This window comes from Pelagibacterium lacus (assembly GCF_003345525.1).
Taxonomy (GTDB): domain Bacteria; phylum Pseudomonadota; class Alphaproteobacteria; order Rhizobiales; family Devosiaceae; genus Pelagibacterium; species Pelagibacterium lacus.
Window position 1 is genome coordinate 264,873 of the sequence record NZ_QQNH01000002.1, and the last position, 17,501, is coordinate 282,373.

Annotated in this window: 19 protein-coding genes, 2 tRNA genes and 1 pseudogene; 9 read left to right on the forward strand and 13 right to left on the reverse strand. The window is 60.9% G+C overall.

Annotated elements, in window-relative coordinates; all coding sequences use genetic code 11:
- Positions 1–3 precede the first annotated feature (3 nt).
- The 11 genes from DVH29_RS02865 to DVH29_RS02920 form a co-directional block, all read right to left on the reverse strand.
- Positions 4–2,430 carry a tape measure protein gene (locus DVH29_RS02865; protein ID WP_114644637.1) on the reverse strand — a complete coding sequence of 809 codons (2,427 nt, stop codon included), beginning with the start codon at positions 2,428–2,430 and terminating at the stop codon, positions 4–6.
- The gene (locus DVH29_RS02870) at positions 2,423–2,851 is read right to left on the reverse strand and encodes an HK97-gp10 family putative phage morphogenesis protein (protein WP_114644638.1); all 429 of its coding nucleotides are present in this window, start codon (positions 2,849–2,851) and stop codon (positions 2,423–2,425) included. Before DVH29_RS02870 ends, DVH29_RS02865 begins: the two co-directional genes overlap by 8 nt.
- Positions 2,838–3,395, reverse strand: coding sequence for a hypothetical protein (locus DVH29_RS02875; RefSeq protein WP_114644639.1), 558 nt, complete (start codon positions 3,393–3,395; stop codon positions 2,838–2,840). The genes DVH29_RS02870 and DVH29_RS02875 overlap by 14 nt, the downstream gene beginning before the upstream one ends.
- A 1,119-nt stretch (positions 3,396–4,514) precedes the next feature.
- The gene (locus DVH29_RS02880; RefSeq protein WP_114644640.1) at positions 4,515–5,648 is read right to left on the reverse strand and encodes a phage major capsid protein; all 1,134 of its coding nucleotides are present in this window, start codon (positions 5,646–5,648) and stop codon (positions 4,515–4,517) included.
- 8 nt (positions 5,649–5,656) lie between these two features.
- The gene (locus tag DVH29_RS02885; RefSeq protein ID WP_114644641.1) at positions 5,657–6,136 is read right to left on the reverse strand and encodes a hypothetical protein; all 480 of its coding nucleotides are present in this window, start codon (positions 6,134–6,136) and stop codon (positions 5,657–5,659) included.
- Positions 6,137–6,434: 298 nt separating this feature from the next.
- Positions 6,435–7,625, reverse strand: coding sequence for a hypothetical protein (locus DVH29_RS16155; RefSeq protein WP_147275987.1), 1,191 nt, complete (start codon positions 7,623–7,625; stop codon positions 6,435–6,437).
- 179 nt (positions 7,626–7,804) lie between these two features.
- Positions 7,805–8,032 carry a hypothetical protein gene (locus DVH29_RS02900; RefSeq protein ID WP_114644644.1) on the reverse strand — a complete coding sequence of 76 codons (228 nt, stop codon included), beginning with the start codon at positions 8,030–8,032 and terminating at the stop codon, positions 7,805–7,807.
- Positions 8,029–9,237 (reverse strand): hypothetical protein, encoded by a 1,209-nt coding sequence (locus tag DVH29_RS02905; RefSeq protein WP_147275988.1) that lies wholly within the window; start codon positions 9,235–9,237, stop codon positions 8,029–8,031. The genes DVH29_RS02900 and DVH29_RS02905 overlap by 4 nt, the downstream gene beginning before the upstream one ends.
- Positions 9,215–9,454, reverse strand: a complete 240-nt coding sequence (locus DVH29_RS02910; RefSeq protein ID WP_114644646.1) for a hypothetical protein — start codon at positions 9,452–9,454, stop codon at positions 9,215–9,217. Before DVH29_RS02910 ends, DVH29_RS02905 begins: the two co-directional genes overlap by 23 nt.
- 52 nt (positions 9,455–9,506) lie before the next feature.
- Positions 9,507–9,701, reverse strand: coding sequence for a hypothetical protein (locus DVH29_RS02915; protein ID WP_114644647.1), 195 nt, complete (start codon positions 9,699–9,701; stop codon positions 9,507–9,509).
- Entirely contained in the window at positions 9,698–9,907 is a 210-nt protein-coding gene (locus DVH29_RS02920; RefSeq protein WP_114644648.1) for a helix-turn-helix domain-containing protein, read from the reverse strand. Before DVH29_RS02920 ends, DVH29_RS02915 begins: the two co-directional genes overlap by 4 nt.
- A gap of 192 nt (positions 9,908–10,099) precedes the next feature.
- On the opposite strand from DVH29_RS02920, the gene DVH29_RS02925 reads away from it, so the two are divergent.
- Entirely contained in the window at positions 10,100–11,275 is a 1,176-nt protein-coding gene (locus DVH29_RS02925) for a tyrosine-type recombinase/integrase (protein ID WP_114644649.1), read from the forward strand.
- A 388-nt stretch (positions 11,276–11,663) separates the two neighbouring features.
- Here DVH29_RS02925 and DVH29_RS16160 read toward each other — a convergent pair whose 3' ends face one another.
- Complete coding sequence (locus DVH29_RS16160) at positions 11,664–12,290, reverse strand: hypothetical protein (RefSeq protein ID WP_147275989.1); 627 nt, start codon at positions 12,288–12,290, stop codon at positions 11,664–11,666.
- 114 nt (positions 12,291–12,404) lie between these two features.
- On the opposite strand from DVH29_RS16160, the gene DVH29_RS16730 reads away from it, so the two are divergent.
- The 5 genes from DVH29_RS16730 to DVH29_RS02950 all read left to right on the forward strand — a co-directional run bounded on the left by DVH29_RS16730 (position 12,405) and on the right by DVH29_RS02950 (position 15,598).
- Positions 12,405–12,518, forward strand: a complete 114-nt coding sequence (locus DVH29_RS16730) for a helix-turn-helix domain-containing protein (protein WP_199562508.1) — start codon at positions 12,405–12,407, stop codon at positions 12,516–12,518.
- Positions 12,519–12,632: 114 nt separating this feature from the next.
- Complete coding sequence (locus DVH29_RS02935) at positions 12,633–13,760, forward strand: S-(hydroxymethyl)glutathione dehydrogenase/class III alcohol dehydrogenase (protein WP_114644651.1); 1,128 nt, start codon at positions 12,633–12,635, stop codon at positions 13,758–13,760.
- Positions 13,757–14,206: a YaiI/YqxD family protein gene (locus DVH29_RS02940; protein WP_439331603.1), complete on the forward strand. Its 450-nt coding sequence runs from the start codon at positions 13,757–13,759 to the stop codon at positions 14,204–14,206. Before DVH29_RS02935 ends, DVH29_RS02940 begins: the two co-directional genes overlap by 4 nt.
- A 181-nt stretch (positions 14,207–14,387) precedes the next feature.
- A complete protein-coding gene (locus tag DVH29_RS02945) occupies positions 14,388–15,185 on the forward strand; it encodes a polysaccharide deacetylase family protein (RefSeq protein WP_114644678.1) in 798 nt (265 codons plus the stop codon).
- Positions 15,186–15,202: 17 nt separating this feature from the next.
- Positions 15,203–15,598: a DUF6157 family protein gene (locus DVH29_RS02950; RefSeq protein ID WP_114644653.1), complete on the forward strand. Its 396-nt coding sequence runs from the start codon at positions 15,203–15,205 to the stop codon at positions 15,596–15,598.
- A gap of 19 nt (positions 15,599–15,617) precedes the next feature.
- On the opposite strand, the gene rlmB is transcribed toward DVH29_RS02950, so the two are convergent.
- On the reverse strand, positions 15,618–16,376 hold the full coding sequence (gene rlmB, locus DVH29_RS02955; protein ID WP_114644654.1) for a 23S rRNA (guanosine(2251)-2'-O)-methyltransferase RlmB: 759 nt from the start codon (positions 16,374–16,376) through the stop codon (positions 15,618–15,620).
- A gap of 180 nt (positions 16,377–16,556) precedes the next feature.
- Between rlmB and DVH29_RS02960 the strand changes: the two genes are divergently transcribed.
- The 3 genes and pseudogenes from DVH29_RS02960 to DVH29_RS02970 form a co-directional block, all read left to right on the forward strand.
- Positions 16,557–16,641: transfer RNA gene (locus DVH29_RS02960), tRNA-Tyr, on the forward strand.
- 54 nt (positions 16,642–16,695) lie between these two features.
- Positions 16,696–16,769, forward strand: a tRNA-Gly gene (locus DVH29_RS02965).
- 214 nt (positions 16,770–16,983) lie between these two features.
- Positions 16,984–17,501 (forward strand): annotated as a pseudogene (locus DVH29_RS02970) (integrase); the annotation flags it as partial.

Here is a 17,501-nt window from a genome sequence, read left to right on the forward strand (position 1 = left end):
CACTCAAATCCACTTCTTGCCGCGATCCAAAATTTCCCGTCGAATACGGTGTGGCAGTTCCGCTTGGAACTGCGCCAACTTACCGTGCAGCCGTGCCAACCCGGCGGCATCCGCCCCGGTTGCGTCGATGGTGATGTTGATGGGGACACTCACGCTCTCACCTCCTTTAACGGCCTGTGGCGCTATTTGGGGGATACGGGGCATAGGCGGAGCTTTCAGTCCGACCAATCCACCATTCTTGAACCCCGGCAATGCACCGGAGTTGATCGCGTCAAGCAACTCGCGGTGCTTGGCCGTCTGCCGGGCATTCACCACATACTCGCCGTTCGACAGGCGGGCCGGAATGCTATCGGAGGTTCCTGACCCAGGGCCGGAGATATAGCCGCCGGTGGCCGCGCCCAGGCCGGGGGTGGGAAACAGCAGATTGCCAAGGTTACTGATGCCGAGATTCAGGAGCTGCGATCCAAGGTTCGACAGCACTTGACCAAAGATCTCGCCGGCACTTTTTCCGTCGATAAACCCTTGGACGATCGTGCTCAGCGCGTCTTCAGCAGCGGCGCGTATGTCCTCCATCTGTTTGACGATTGCATTCTGCTCTTCGGCCAGCCGGGCCGCGTTGGCGGTAGCGGTGCCGTAGGATTCTGCCAGCTTCTCAATCTCGGCTCGCCTCTCAGGAGTAAGGGCCAGCCCCGCCTTGGCTGCCGCGTTCTCCAACTCGTGCTGGGCTCGGGCCCTTTCGAGCGCATAGCCATAGTCGTTGACCAGAGGATTGAGGCCACGCTGAAGCTCGGTTTCCATCTTCAGCAGGGCAATGCGCTCGCGATAACGCGCCATGTCGCCATCAAACCGCTCGACGGGATTGCCACCACCACCGCCGCTCGACCGCGCCGACTGCGAGATCCGCAACTGCGCCAAGCGCTTCGCCTCAGCATCGCCCAAGGTCACGCCAGCAGCCGCAGCCCGCTCCTTCTCGGCCGTAATGGCCTGCTCCAGCGTCAATTGCTCTCGCGTTAGTCCCAACAGGCGATCCTGCTCGGCAAGGTACGCCGCAGCGGCCTCCTCGGCCTCAATGCGTGCCCGCCGCGATGCCCCGGCGCCACCACGGCCAGCACCATCACCAGTCGGACCGCCGGGCATGTTCAACGCCGCGTGCATCTCGTTTGCGGCAGCAGTGACGGTGCGGAGTTCAGCGGCAACGCCGGCCAACTGGCCTATGACCAATCCGAAATCGGGATTCGTACTGGCAAGATCAAGCAAGGCGATGCGCGCTTCTTCGGCGCTGGATTCGCCGAGGAGGAGTTTGTCGACAACAGCCTGAATCTCGCCCGGGAGCTCGGGCGCGAATGCCCGCATGTTTTCGAGCACGGTGAGTTCGGCGGCCATCTCGATGAGCCGCTGCCGCGCATTGCCCACCGCCTCGTCGAGGATTTCAAACTCCTCGCGATTGTCGTCCACCTGTTCAGCCAGGATTCCGAGTTCGCGAGACAGGCCGGCGGCTGCCTCCATGAATTTCAGGACCGGAACATCGCCTTCCTTCCAGCGCTTCGCCGCCTCCTCGATGCTATCTGCCAGCAGGATAATTTCGCCGGCGAGCCAGCTGGTTGCGCCGGTTGCCTGGTCGAAATTACCGACGAGTTGCATTACCGAGTTGCCGAGCAGCACAAAGCTATCCGTAATCGTCGCGGGCATCGCGTCTGCCTCGGCACGGAGTTTTTCCAGTTCGCGCGTCACGCCAACCATGTCGCGCGCGGTAATTTCACCGGCAGCACCAAGGCGGCGCAGTTCGTTCGTCGAGACGCCCATCGAGTCCGCAAGGGCTTTCGTGAGGCGGGTCGAGTTCTGGATAACCGAATTGAGGTTCTCGCCCCGGAGTTCACCCAGAGCCAGCGCATTGGTCCAGGCGCGCATGACGGACTCGGCCTGCTGACCGCGGGTCGCACTGATGATCATCGCATTATTCAGTGCCTCGGTCATATCGAGCTGTTGACCGGTGTTGTAACCAAGTTCGGTCAGCGCATCAGCATTGCGAATGAACGCGTCGGCCGTTTCCCCCAGCGAGGAATAGGAGCGGCGGGCCATCTCGGCAACGCGCCCCATTACCTCTTCACCTCGGCTCATCGATCCTACCGCGTTTGCAACACGAGAATTGAGATCGGACCATTCGGACGCGAGGTTGGCGATAGCGCCGGCGCCCAGACCGATCCCGGCCATGCCGAGCGCGCCGCGTGCTGCGCCCAAAACACTGGCCCCCGAGAAGCCGGAGCCCATTTTGGAGAACTTGGTTTCGACGTTCTTCTTGAGGCGGTCGGCTTCCCGTTCAATCTGTGTACGAGTGCGTTGGGTGGTCCTTACCGAGTCGCGCATTCTCCGCTCGAAGTCGGTCAGCCGCGCCTCGAAGAGAACGACGAGCCGTTCCTGATCGTCAGCCATTCTTTGAGTCCTTTATTGCTTTTCCGAGAGCGCGGCGTATCCGGCGCTGGTTGCGGGTGCGGGTCATTCGCAAGCCGGGATAGAAAAAAGGCTGTGCCGGGTAGTTTTCGTTGCGCGTGCCGAATTCGACCAAGTGCCCATATCGCACCCCGTTGTTGCCGGCGGTGACCGCCACGGCGCCCTCTGGTACGTGTCTCGATCCGCCTGTTCCGTGCAGTGGAGTGGTGCCGCCAGGCGGGGTGACAACAATGCTGTCACGCAGATCGCCATCATCCACAGGCACAAGCGCTTTCATCGCTGCGGCGGTTTCCTCGCCGCTTTTGATGAGCGCCTTCTCCATTTCTTGGCGAATTTTTTTGGGAATGTTCGCCAAACGCTTTTCGAGCCGCTGGAACCCCTCCGTATGATTACGGCGTGCCATCAGACTCGTCCGAAAAAGTCGCTTCTTCGTCAGGAATGCCGAGCAAAGCCGCCATCAAACAAAGGGCAGCCAGCCGCGCGTATTGAGCCATAGGGCGGGTCGCGAGGGCGCGGGTGATCGTAGGATTCTTCTGCATGTTTCCGAACTGGGTGTTGATCCCGTACCGCGAAAACTTCGCCATCCGCTCGCGATCATCGACCGGCAGTGCGGCGAAGTGCAGCGTCTTTTCAATAAGGTCCGGCGTCCAAGTGTCCCCAACGAGTTTCGACATGGCCGAAAAAGGCGGTTCAATAGCTGCTGCGTAGACCCGAAGATCGTCGGGCACGATCTGAAGTTTCAGATCCGCACCGTCGATGCGCGCATTGATGAATTGAGCGGCGTTGCGGTCGACGTGCGGCTTACCGGGAAGCCTGTCCGCTGAGGCAATGTGCTCGCGGCCAGCCCGTTGAGCCGCTATGTCATTTGCAGCAACCCTATCGGCCTGCTGCTCGACGGCATGGGCTGCCGCCTCGTCGACCATCTGGTCGATCGGTGTGGTGGTCATTGGTGTCTCCGAGTGGGGAAAAAGCCGACCCTAACGTCGGCGGCTGTATTCATAGAACGTTCTGCGAACAAAATGGGTGTGCAATTCAGCAAAATCGCTTGGCGTCAATCAGGCGATCGTTCATCATTGTTCAATGAACGAAGCAAAAGCAGTAATAGCCGTCCAAATTGAAAAGCCGCTCCCGATAGAAAAGCGCACTGCGTTCTCAAAGTCTGGGAGGCCGGTAACGGGACAGATTACGACCGAGATCGCTCTCGCAGGAAAATGTCACCCTGGCGAGGTCAGATTGCTGAATGGCGTTGAAGGTCGAAAGTCGGGGTGGGGGCTGGCCCATCTCGAGGCTAAGCCGGAGCGCTTAAAGCAGCTTGAAGGACTTGGCTATAGGTCTGCCCATGCTTATGTGCAGGCTATACTCGATAACTATACTTTTGTCGCTTGCGAGCCCGATGGTAAGCTTGTTCTCGTCTGGGAAGATGGTGCGAATTTTCATCATCTAGCATGCCAATGGGATGGTGACCTAACTATATGGAGTGTCACCACGGCTATACCAAAGCGGCATGCGCGAAACCTCGTCAAAGTCTGGGAGCGTTAGATGGCTGGAAGTTGCGAACACTCCCTACAGCTCTGGCTAGCTGATGCCGCTTTGCGACCTTTGCATGCCCCAGAGACCAGATGGGCAAGGATCCAAACGCATGCGGAGCCATCAATGGATGACAATATGTGGTGACAACCTGTCTTTGTCAACTTTTGGTTGGCCCGTAGTGAACCAACTCAAGTGGCCACTTATCGTTCCATCTCAGGGGGAGGGACTTCCGCAACTCGCAGACCCCTCGATCCGACGACCGGCGCCGGACTCACGCGCGCGACGCCGCAGGTTTTCAAAATTTGTCCCCGGTCTGAATGCTTTTTTTGTTGCGGTTTATGAAAGCGTGGGCCCCCCGCCGGCAGCCAACCCCCGCTCGGAAGACATTCGAACCCGCATACCCCCGTGAAAATAGAAGAGGCCGGGGTGTTGATCCCCCGGCCTCTGGCTCTGCGGTTCGATGGTTGAGGTAATTGGCGGGCCATCGACCGCTTCAGGCGCGAGCGGCGCCCCATCAGCACCCCGCCGGATTCCTTTTAGGAGCTTGCGATCTTCAGCAGCTTGATAGCGTTGCTATCGAGCAGCCCGCCGCCCACGCGCTTGGTGGTGTAGAACAGCACGTAGGGCTTGGCCGAATAGGGGTCGCGCAGCAGGCGAACGCCCATGCGGTCGTTGATAAGATACGCGCTATTCCAGTCCGCAAAGGCAAGTGGCGTCGAGTTTGCGCCAATGTCTGGAAGACCCTCGTCGGCCTCGATTGCGTGCCCCAGAAGCGTAGCTGGGATTCCTTCGGCGATTGCAGGCTGAAGCAGGGGGCGCCCCTCGCCGTCCTTGAGCTTCGCCAAGGCAGCAAGCGTGCGGGAGTTCGCGAGGAACCTGCCGTTGCGGCGATAGCCAGCCTTCAGCGAATAGACGAGATCAATGATGCCTTCGACTGCCAGACCGGCAGCGTTGCCCGAGACGACGGTCTGGATGGTACCGAATGGGCGCGTGGCATCGGCAGCATCGCTGGTGTCGTACGTCAGCAGCCCCTTGGGTTTGTTGACACCGTCTCCGGACCAGAACGCGGCCGATTCCTGGGCATCAAATTCCACCGCGATCTCATTGATAACGAAATCAGCAATATTAACCAGCGCGTCGTCGAGGATGCGCTGCGAAACTGCCGGATTGGCATAAATCTCGCCGGCGGGGAATTCCAGCAAAGTGAGCTTGCTAGTATCCGTCTGCGGCCGACCTGCCGTCTCCCCGACCCAACCGGACGTGGTGCCGCCAAGGTTGAAGGGGATCTGATATGTGTTTGCGCGCGTGGTCACCGTGCGCGCAAGGCGCCTGAATGGCGAGAGATCCCGCTGCGCGTGGAGGATCTGCGCATCGAGCTGTGCGGGAGCAACAAAACCGCCGTCCTCGTCCACTCCGACGGTCATTGCGGATTTCGGCGCGAGGGCCTCGAGCTTTGCAGTGCTGCCTGTCTTGACGAAATCGCCAAGGGCGGTCTTTGCAGCGATCACACTGCCATTGTCATTGGCAGCTTCCGCAGCACCACCGCCGACGAGGAGCGCGGCGACTTTGGTATTGGTTTCGTCGAGGGCCGTGTCGTACTTTCCCTTGAAGGCCTCAAAGGCTTCACCCTGCTTTTCGATCAGGGCAACAACTTGTGCTGTAGTGGTCATATGGTCTCCTAAAGCCGCGCGACATCTTCGACAGGAAGTCGAAGCCGGGCGGCAGTGTTTCGATAGATTTTGTTGAGGTCGACGATCGCCACCGCGGCTTCATCTGGGCCGCTTACTGCGAATGCGTCTGCCAGGTCGGTTTCGCGCACGACATGCGCATTGTCCGTCCCGGGACGCACAACCAGCAGCGTCTTTCCATCACGGAAAAGCCGACCTGGCAGACGGTCGGGATTGCCGCTGTGGGCAAACTTTCGTGCCATGCGACAGGCATGGCCCGATGCGAAGCCCAGCCGGGTGAGTTCGGCGGCGATAGCGATCTGCAGAATTGTTTCGAACGTGAAGAGCCGGGTCTGCCCGCGTCCCGCGGCGTCCCGGTCTTGATCGGACAAAACAATGTGCCTGCGTTCGACCCAACTGCGAACCACAGATTCGCGCAGGCCGGAAGCGTCGGCAGCGTCGAGCGTGCCGAAAGTTTGATGAAATGCCATCACGGCACCTCCTATGGACGCGCTCGCGCGCGTGAATGCGATTGAAAGGAAAAAGAGAGCCCGCATCGCGCGGGTGCTCTAGAAGTGAGGCGAGGGCCTTGGCCCCCGCCCAACCCGGTGGACCGCGACGAACACCGGGAATAGGTGCGGCGCACAGGCTGACCCGCGCGCCGCGACTGGCGCCGCTTGAGGACGCGCCAGCAAACAGATGCCGACGCCCAGTGCGAACCGGCATCGGCGTGAGGGTAGGTGTGCGCCGCCCTCGTTTGATAACGGACGGCTCGGGCGCGTTTTCGGGCTATGCGGCGGAAATATTTTCAAGCCAGAAAGCGCTGAGCGCTGCGGCCGCCTTCAATGCAGCCCGTTTCCCGGTGGCGTTATCGTTGCTGGCCACAAGCGCGCCCATAGATCCAGCAGCCTTCATCGCCAATAAAACCCCGTATTCCTCGGGCTCGCGCTCCGCGAACACGTCGATGGCAAGGCGATCGAGCACATGATCACCCGCCTCTTGGGTATCATCGCGCGGCCGCTTTACCCGGCTGGCCGTTCCCGCCCCATCGGCGCGACTTCCCCGGCCAGTGAGCATTCCGGCGAACAATTCCCGCGGATGCTCAGGGCGCCACGGTAGCGCCGGCGGGCACATTGTGGCTGGAGGCAGCCCGCATAGCTCTCGCGCTAAATGGAAGGGGACGTTGCCTCGGGCGAAGCGAAAGCGATCCCAATCGATAGGTCCAGTGAATTTCCGGCGCTTAAGCGATTTGGGAATATTCCGGCCCGGCTGGCAATCCAGCCAATCACAGAACCATTGCCGACTGGACTCCGCTTCGGTGATGTATTTCTCGTTTTCCGGCTCGCGCGCCCGGCCGGCGTCTTGCCCGACCCGTTCGCCCCAGACATGAGTCACGGTACCGGCCGGTACGCTGTATTCCCGGAACTCGTCCACGCCGTTAACGCGCACAACCTGCTGGAGGCGACGCGACCGTGTGGAGATGCGGAAAGCTCCCCAGTATTCAGAACCAGCAGGGCGCGCCCAGTGCGGCACACGGCGCGCGGGCGATACCTGCTTTCCGCCTCGCCGAACCGAAACCACCGAAACGCGCGTCGGGGTCGGCAGAGCGCGGAGGAGGGTTTCGGCCTTCATCGGGCGCGGATTGACGTCGGGCACCGACATCGGCCGATCGTTGTCGTTTGCGGCTTCGCCGAGCGGGAGCGGGTTGGCATCCAGTGCGCCGTAGAACCAAGCCAAAGCGGGGAGCATTTCTGCAAAATCGGGGTGGCGGCTGGGCTTGGGAGCCGGCGCGCGATACCTGCCACCGCGAGGGCGGGCCGAAATCGCAGCCTTCGCTGTAGCTATCACGACGGCTTCTGCGGCGCGTTTGGCTTCGAGAGCATCGGCTGGCAAACGCGGGCAGCCCGCGCCGGTTGGGGTGTCGTCGCGGTCGTCATTGTCATTCACGGCACGCGTGGAAATATCTTGCACCATGTTCATGGCGCTGGGCCTTTCGTCGGCCCAATCATCAACACTTGGATTCAATGCACACCTCTTTTGAGCGCCGGTTCGCTGGGCGCGGTTGACGTTCTGACGATGTGATCTGGATTGTGCCTGCCCTAAATATAGTGGGATCAGGTGGGAATAGCGAGGAATCCGCCTGCAGCGCCCCCAACATTTCAATTGTGGATGCGTGCGTTGTGGCCCCGGCGCGGTGTGCGCGGCACCAACTTCTGGACTTTTTTCGGATGGGACTGGTCGTCGTTGTCATTGGCCGGTCGAAGGTCGGGTCGCATTTTATAGAACTCCTCCCAGGACATGCGGCGGCCGAGGAACGGACGGTCGCTGTCGGCGACGAATTCGAGCGGCTGAACGATTGCAGTGCTGGTTGCGGTGGTGGTGGTCATGCGCGCGTCCTCATCTCACTATCCCCAGGTGCCCAACGGCGTGTGCCGTTCGACATTTCCTCCCAGCGCACCGATAGCCCAACCAGCTGTTCCGGCCGCTCAATCTGGGCGCCGGCAATGTCTGATAATGTTGACAACTCGGCCTGGCCTTTCCTCTGGACTTCGGAGTCGGCGTGTTCGTAGTGAACCTCAACCGCCCGGCCAGCGATTGTCATGCGGATCGCGCTTCCGCGTTCTTCGTTGATGATTTCGGCGGAATCGATCCGGCCACGATGGGTAACTATGGGCTTAGGGGGCAATGCGAATTCCTCCGCAGGGTGGTTGTCATTGGCCGGGATGGGTGGCTCGGTAGGGGCGGGGGCGGGACGTGTTCGACGGTCGGCCTCGACGTACCGTTTCTGCCTAAGCCACTTCTCGAACGGCATACGCTTGGCGCCTTGCCTAGCGCTGTCCTTCCACGACTTGGCCCGCGCGATTATGTGCTCGACCGGGTGACGGCCGAAATCGATCTCTCCCCATGCCGCCAGCGCGGTCGTGTAGGTTCCAAGATTGCCATAGGCCAAGAAGGCATCGTCAAACCCGACGCCCGGTGCGGCGCCCTCGGCGCCGTCGCCGGTGGCGGCGGATACTGGCTTTACAATACATGTCCCCGCGTCTGTGCGCGGGTCATGTATGTGAGTCTTTGGCCCATTGGCGTGGGCCAGTTCGGCCTCAACCGGCCCATTGGCGTGGGCCACATGTGGCCCAATGGAGCGGGCCAGTTCAACCGGCCCATTGGCGTGGGCCAGTTCGGGGAATTTTCCTTGGGCGGCGAGGTCAAGAACATTGGCAACCGGCACGTATCGACTGGCACCCCTGCCACGACCACGGCCCTGGAACGAGCGGACAACCCAGCCGGCCTCCATCAAGGCAAGTATCGCGCGTTGGACAGCGTTGCGTGAGGGCACGGTTGCGCCCTCGGGAGCCCGTTGCTTCATTACCTTGGCAACATGCCGCTGTGATATAAGCGCGTCACCGTGCCCATCGTGATACCACCCGAGCATAAACCGGTAGACGACCCGAGCAGTTTCATAAAGCCTGTCATCCAGATCAATTAGCTGGGCCATGCGAAATTGAGCTACGGGGCCAGGGAAGCTATCGACCTTATGGGTCCAGTATGCGCGAGTTTCGCCGATGCGTGGTTCAGGCTGCTGCGGTTCGGTCATGCTGGCGAACGCCCTCCATGGCAAGCCGGGTGATCTCTGCGATCAGCGTGGGTGCGAGATGCGCGGCCGGTGAGCCGTGCCTCGGGCTGGGTGGGAATACCCGCCCGCCCTTCTTTAAGCTCCAGTCGAGCAGCTTAATCTCAGGCGTCACTTCAATGTCGAAGCGCGCCAAGACGCTGCCCGCGCCCTCGACAGGGCGCAGGTTTGTAATTTGCATTTGTGGGGTTCCTCCAATGGGAACTAGGAGCGCCCGAAGGCGCACCGTTTACTCAGACGAAAAACATCTGATATTTAGGCTTACGCTCAGCCTCGGCAATGAAGTGCTCAAGGCTACTTCGAGCTTGAAGTAAGTGGCCGGTGAACTCGTAAAGTTCATCTGGCGAGTCTTCGGTGATCGGAATCTTCCCTCCGATCTCCATGATGCGGGCGGCTATCTGCTTTAGTTCCTCGATGTGCTCGCTCATGCTGCTGCCCTCTTGCCTTCGGCCTCGTCCATCCATCGGCGCAAACTTGACCGGCGCGCTGCTACCGTTCCTCCAGCCTTGAACGATGGAATTATCGCTTCATGGACCAAACGGTAAGTCTGGCGGCGAGTGATGCCCAAAAACTTGGCGATGGCATCGGCACCGAGCAATAAATCGCCCGGCGTGTTGTCGTTATCGTGGTGCAATTTTTCCTCCTACAAATGAGGATTGAATCGCCGTCGGTTCAGCCGCGGCTGGTTTATCTGTCTTTGCCGGAAAGCTCATTCGTTCCAGATGCACCCTAAATATAGGGCGATCGTCGCAAAACAGCGAGTTTTTTTCTTGCATTGACGAAATTTCCTCTGTGCGCCATGTATGGATAAAATCAGAGGGTCATTATGGCAACGATTACCAAGCGGCGCTGGCTCACGTCGAAGGGCGAGGTGCGGGAGGCGTGGACGCTCGCCTATACCGACGCCGGCGGGAAGCGGCACAAAGAACAATTCCCGCGCAAGCGCGATGCGGATGCCCGCCGCATCGAGGTCGAAGGTCAGGTATCCACAGGCGCGTTTCGCGCGGCCGCAAAGGACACGACTGTGGCCCAAGTGGTCGACCTATACGTCGAGCATTTAGAGGGTCGGCACGCACGCGGCGAGAAAGTAACCGCGCACTACCTGAAGGTTACGGAAGGGCAGCTCCGAAATTACGTCGCCCCCGAGCCCGGACGCGCGATCGAGTTCGACGGCGGGATCGGGGAGGTCAGGCTTGCGCAGTTGACGGCACGCACCATCGGTGAGTTTCGGGACCGGCTGCGCGATAGTGGCGTATCGGTCATCACGACGCGCCGCATCCTTGGCAGCTTGTCGCGCGCGCTATCCTTCGCCGTGGCGAACGACCTGGTGGCCGTCAATGCCGCTCAAGGGGTGAGGGTGATCGGCAGGCGCGATGAAGGATCCAAGAGGGTTGTCCCACCGTCAAAAGCGGCGCTTGCACTTCTGATCGACAACGCCGAACTGGACTTCAAAGTGAAACTGGTGTTTGCCGCTGCAACCGGCCTACGGGCTTCCGAGATGCACGCGCTTAGATGGAACCGCGTTGACCTTGATGGCCGCGAGGTCATAGTGGACTCTCGTGTTGATGCATACAAAAATCTAGACGTGACCAAATCCGAAGCTGGCACCCGCACCGTGCCGCTAGGCCAGGGCGTTGCCGTTCTATTGAAAGATTGGCGCGGCCGGTCAACACATGCCGCAGATGATGACCTCGTTTTTCCAAACTCGCGGGGCGGATTCGTCGATCATGGAAATATGATAAAGCGGCAATTCAATCCGCTGATCATTCTGGCCGCAGAAAAGGCCAAAGAGGATCGCAAGAAGTTTGAGCCGTTCGGCTGGCACGCGCTGCGGCACTTCGCGATCTCGACTTGGATCGAGGCGGGTCTCACGCCGAAGACCGTCCAGACCTTCGCCGGCCACTCGACACTGGCCGTGACCATGGATCGATACGGGCACCTTTTTCCGTCGAGCGACCACCAATCCGCGATGGACAAAATCGCTTCCGAGAATTTCGCTTGATACCCCTACTCCCCTATGCTTACTAGGGGTTACGCGACCGCCAATGGCGCATGTATGGCGCACAAGAGCCGTAAGTCATTGATATATATGGTGCAGGCCGCTGATTTGTAATCAGAGGGTCCCGGGTTCAAGTCCTGGTGCCGGCACCATTTCCCGACATTGTCGTATCCCTCACCGCTTCCAGGCGGCGCGTGCCCGTGCCAATTGAGACATTGCCGCGCGGCGGGCGGTGTGACAGGGTCTGGAAGGAGTAGGCACCAGCTTGATCGTGTTTAACACGTTTGAGTGGGCTTGCTAGCCGTCTATTTGCATTGTTTTTTTATGAAACTGTACCGTACGTAGATTCATTGCCGGCTTGGCCAGCATAGACTCGCGGTATGTGGATTAGTTACATAGCATCAGCGAATAGCCAGCCCGTTTGTGAAATCATTCTCGTAGTGCGATCTGCTCTGCGCCTGACTTGAGCGATCAGAGTCTCCCTAACATTTGTTACGGGCAGTAACGGGGAGCACCATTCCAATGCTTGATAACCCGGTGGCTCTATTGGTTTATCAGCATCTTTTGGAAACCAGCCATAGAGCTCAAAGGCACGATAGCGAAGCAATGCAATGATCTCGGAGTTAGTGTCTGTCAACTTTGCGAGAAACCCAGGTGAAGCGCACAGATTAGCCAAGCACGTATAGCAATCCGGATCATCGCTTCGCGCATAGATATGATTGAACTGTAAATCCGGCGGGCGTCTTGTTATCGCGTTGGCCCACAAAAAGGCATCGGTGGGAGCCTTGTTGTCGTCGAGCCCCACTAAACTGCCGCCTCTTTGCTCGATGGCACCTCGCTTGGCAAAATTGCGGACGACGGGAAATATCGCCCTGAGGCCCGTTTGAGCGACTGTGTCTGGATGGCTGAACATCGTCAGCGATGCGACGGCTTGCTCTAAACCCCGATAGTTCGTTTGCCTAATAACGGCAACTAGTGCTTCGCGTCCGCTCAATTGGAAGTCGTGAATGGTTTGCAAGACGTCTCCGACATTCAGTGCCGAATGAGACTGTTAGTCCGTGGCTAGTTATTCTGCAACCGCCGACGCCATATTCATGGAATCACTCCATGCATTATCGGTGAATTTCAGCGCTTGAGGAGGGCTCGCGGCCTTGGCCAAGAGGCTTTTGCTGATATGATTGAGATAGATCGGGCCTACATTAGCGAGATCGAACCGGGCGTACAAAATCCTGCCATCCTTCGATAAGCAGCCATCGGTTTGACTAGCTGACTAACTTATTGTTTTGTTTGTCCGATCTCCTGTACAGTCAGCTCAGAATGGATATTTCCTAAACAAGCGTGGTGCAAGGAGAGTGCGAAGATGAAAACGCGTGCCGCCGTGGCCTTCGAAGCGGGCAAGCCGCTGGAGATCGTCGAACTGGATCTGGAAGGCCCAAAGGCCGGGGAAGTGCTGGTCGAGATCAAGGCGACGGGCATCTGCCATACGGACGAATTCACCCTTTCGGGCGCCGATCCGGAGGGCATCTTTCCCGCCGTTCTGGGCCATGAAGGGGCCGGGGTGGTGGTCGAGGTGGGGGCCGGGGTGACCAGCGTCAAGCCGGGCGATCATGTGATTCCGCTCTATACACCCGAATGCCGCGAATGCCCGTCCTGCCTGTCGCGCAAGACCAACCTCTGCACCGCGATCCGCTCGACGCAGGGCCAGGGGCTGATGCCGGACGGCACGACGCGGTTTTCCTACAAGGGCAAGCCGATCTTCCACTATATGGGCTGCTCGACCTTCTCCAACTACACGGTCATGCCCGAGATCGCGGTGGCCAAGATCGATCCGGCGGCGCCGTTCGACAAGGTCTGCTATGTCGGCTGCGGGGTGACCACAGGGGTCGGCGCGGTGCTCAACACCGCCAATGTGGAGCAGGGCGCCACCGCCGTGGTGTTCGGGCTCGGCGGTATCGGGCTCAACGTCATCCAGGGCCTGCGCATGGCCGGCGCCGACATGATCATCGGCGTCGATCTCAACAACGACAAGAAGGAATGGGGCGAGCGCTTCGGCATGACCCATTTCGTCAATCCGCGCGAGATCGAGGGGGATATCGTCGCGCATCTGGTCAACATGACCAAGCGCGGCGCCGACCAGATCGGGGGCGCCGACTACACTTTCGACTGCACCGGCAATGTCACGGTGATGCGCCAGGCGCTGGAAGCCAGCCACAGGGGCTGGGGCAAGTCGGTGATCATCGGGGTGGCCGGGGCCGGGCAGGAAATCTCCACGCGTCCGTTCCAACTGGTGACCGGGCGGCAATGGCTGGGCACCGCCTTTGGCGGCGCGCGCGGCCGCACCGACGTGCCCAAGATCGTCGACTGGTACATGGCGGGCAAGATCGAGATCGATCCGATGATCACCCACACGCTGCGCCTCGAGGACATCAACAAGGGGTTCGACCTGATGCATGCGGGCGAATCGATCCGGTCGGTGGTGCTCTACTGACGGTGGCGCAGATCTATGTCGATGCCGATGCCTGCCCGGTCAAGGACGAGGTCGTCCGCGTGGCCGGGCGGCATGGGCTGGCGGTGACCTTCGTCGCCAATTTCGGATTGCGCCCGTCGCGCGATCCGATGATTCGCAACGTGATGGTGCCGCAGGGCGCCGATGCGGCGGACGACTGGATCGTCGAGGCCTGCACGGCGGGGGATATCGTCATCACCGCCGATATTCCCCTGGCCAGCCGGGCGCTGGCCAAGGGCGCCCATGTGCTCGGCCCGACCGGCAAGCCGTTCACCGAAGCCTCGATCGGCATGGCGTTGGCCATGCGCGAGCTCAGCCAGCATCTGCGCGAGACCGGGGAGAGCAAGGGCTATAATGCCAGCTTTTCGGCCCGCGACCGCTCGAGCTTCCTGCAGGCGCTCGACCAGGTGGTCCAGCGCGCCAAGTAACGGTTCGTTAAGGATAATTTCGGCCAAGCGGAACCGCTTGTTAACCATAACCACCTGACCATGGCCCGTGCATATTTCAGGGCAGGGTCTGGTGTTCGTCGTGTTGAGAGTGGTTGCTTTAGCGGTGGTTTGCCTGGGGCTCGTCGGGTGCGCCAAGCCGCCCGAAACGCGCGAGAGCCTCATGGCGCTGGCCCCGACCGATGCGGTCATCACCAGCGCCACGGCACCGCGGGCCATCGTGGCGTCCGCCGTTGCGAACCAGCCCCTGCCGCCGACGCCCTCGCTGCTGCCGCAGCGGGTGACGGCCGGGCTGGCGGGCCGCACGCTGACGGTCTCGAGCAACAGCCAATTGATCCTGCGTCCGGGCGAAGTGATCCTCACCTTCGACGACGGGCCCCGGCCGGGCAAGACCGAGCGCATTCTCGAGACGCTGGAGGCCTTCAACGTCAAGGCGACCTTCCTGATGCTGGGCTCGCAGGCCGAACGGCATCCGGCGCTGGCGCGGATCGTGGCCGAGCAGGGCCATACGATCGGCACCCATACCTATGACCATGTGGATCTGTCGACCCTTAGCCTTACCGGGGCCATCGCCGAGATCTATGCCGGGCAGCAGGCGGTGGCGGCGGCGCTGGCGCCGATGAACCTGTCGCCGTCGCGCTTCTTCCGCTTTCCCTATCTGGCCCAGACGGGGCTGATCCGCACCACGGCGATCGACAACAATTTCATCGTGCTCGACGTGGATGTCGATTCCAAGGATTATTATTCCGAGAGCCCGCAAACCGTGATGCAGCGCACCCTGGCGCGGCTCGACGCCAGGGGCTCGGGGATCATCCTCTTTCACGACATCCATGCGCGTACCGCGACGCTGCTGCCGGAATTTCTGGGCGAATTGCGCGCGCGGGGCTATAGCGTGGTGACGCTGCGCTCCTCAGGCGGATCGGTGTTCGACGAGCCGGTGATCACCGCGGACGTGCTCTGATCCCAGGGTCTTTTCCCATGACCACCAATTACCATCGGACCTTCATCACCGTTTCGCCCGACAGCACCGCCGAGGCAGGCCGGGTGCCGCCCCGGGAGGGCAGCATCGCGCAGCTGCAATATGCGCTGCTGGCCGCGCAGCCCTATCAACTGACCAGCGACGACCTGCTGTTCGCCGTCCATGCCAGGCGCCGGGCTATCCCGGAATCCGAGTGGCCGGAGGCGCGGGCCGCGTTCTTTTCCAGGCCGCAGGCGTGCCTGCGCGCCTCGCCGCTGGTCAAGCAGTTCGGCTGGGGACTGCACCACGACGCAGAGGGCCGCGTGGCGCTCCATGGGGTCGAGACGGAACGCTACCGCGCGTTGAGCGCCGACTCCGACATCACCTGCCTGCGGGGCATGCGCTCCAAACGGTGAGGGCGCGCCGCGGCAGCAGTCAGCCCTGGCCCGCCGTCGCGGCGAACAATGCGATGGCGGCGGCGTTGGAGACGTTGAGCGACTTGATCGGGCCGGGCATGTCGAGGCGGACCATTTCGTCGCAGAGCGAGCGCGTCTTCTGGCGCAATCCCTTGCCCTCGGCGCCGAGCACGATGGCCAGCTTCTGGCCGGAGGGGCGGGGCTTCAAAAGGCCGTCCGCCTCGGAATCGAAGCCGAGGCAGGTGAGGCCCTGGGCCTTGAGCGTCTCAAGGGTTTCGCCGAGATTGCGCACTTCCACCAGCGGGATCATGTCGAGGGCGCCCGAGGCGGATTTGGCGAGGACGCCGGTCTCGCGCGGGGCGTAGCGCGCCGTGGTGATCACCGCATCGGCGCCGAAAGCGCAGGCGGTGCGCAGGATGGCGCCGACATTGTGCGGGTCGGTCACCTGGTCGAGCACGATGACGAGGTCCAGCCGGTCGAGGGCATCGAGGCGCCAGCGATCGACCGGATCGACCTCGAGCGCCACGCCCTGGTGCACCGCATCGGCGCCGAGGATCGCGTCGAGCTCGCGGGGCGTCTTGTCCTCGAGGGGCAGGTCGGGCAGGGCGCCGCCTTCGAGCAGCCGGTTGAGGCCGTTGGGCGTGGCCAGCAGCCGGCGCTTCTTGCGCTGGGGATTGTCCAGCGCCGCCCGCACGGTATGCAGGCCATAGAGATAGACCGGCCCGTCATCGGGGTTGGCCTGCGGGCGTTTTTTGGGCGGAAACTTGTTCTTGCTCATGGCCAATGCCCTACCGCGTCCGGCAAACCCGGGCAAGCGGCAAGCCGATCTGGGAAATCATTGCAAATTCCTCGTCATGGCAGTTGACACGGGGAGGCCTGACCAGCATAAACCGGCCCGTGATGGTGCTCGGCAACGGGCGGCGTCGCAAATGCCTCGCTTCGCCGATGTCACGATTGGGGAGGGGTGGGAGAGTGGTTAAATCCATCAGACTGTAAATCTGACCGCTTAGCGTACGCTGGTTCGAATCCAGCCCCCTCCACCAAAATCGTGCTTGCCCCCGGGCCCATCAGCGGAGACTATGGCCACCACCCTTCGAGCGGGTGTAGCTCAATGGTAGAGCAGAAGCCTTCCAAGCTTACGACGAGGGTTCGATTCCCTTCACCCGCTCCATTTTCCCCTCCTCACGAAATCGCTATGCTGCTGTAAGGCCTGTGAAATCGGCGCAAGTCGGACGGAAGGCCTTGTCGGCTGCTGAAAACCGTGACACAATTTGACCCGATAACGTGGTACACCGGAGCGAATTGACATGCCCAGAGGGTCTCAGCTTGACCGTTTTCTGCAGCGTCGCGGTGATCGCTGGCAGTATGTTCGGCGTGTCCCGGCCATGGTCGCCGACCAGGACAAGCGGGCGCCGGTCATCCGCAGTTCACTCAGAACCCACGACCTCGCTGTGGCTCGTGTTATGCGAGATGCGCTGGAGAAAGCCGATAACGATCTCTGGGCGTCATTCTTGTGCGACGAGGAGGAATCGGTGGCGCTGAAGCGCCACAAGGCAGCAGTGCGTCGGGCGGCGGCACTGGGATTCACTTACCGACCCGCCGCTGAACTCGAAGCCAAGGCGAGTTGGCGCGAGATGGCTGAAAGGATGGAAGCCATCTTTGATTCTCGAACGGCCCATGCGACCGAAGCAGTTGTTCTGGGGGCGGAGCCAGCGGCCTCCGTGCCGATCAGCCAGGCACTCAAGGTCTACATCGAGGATATCGCGTCGTCTCAACTGGTGACCAAATCGCCGCAACAACGGCGTAAATGGCGGGTCATCCCCGAGCGGGCCGTCCGCAATTTCATCGAGATCGTTGGCGACAAGTCGATCGTCGATATTACTCGGGACGACGCACATAAATT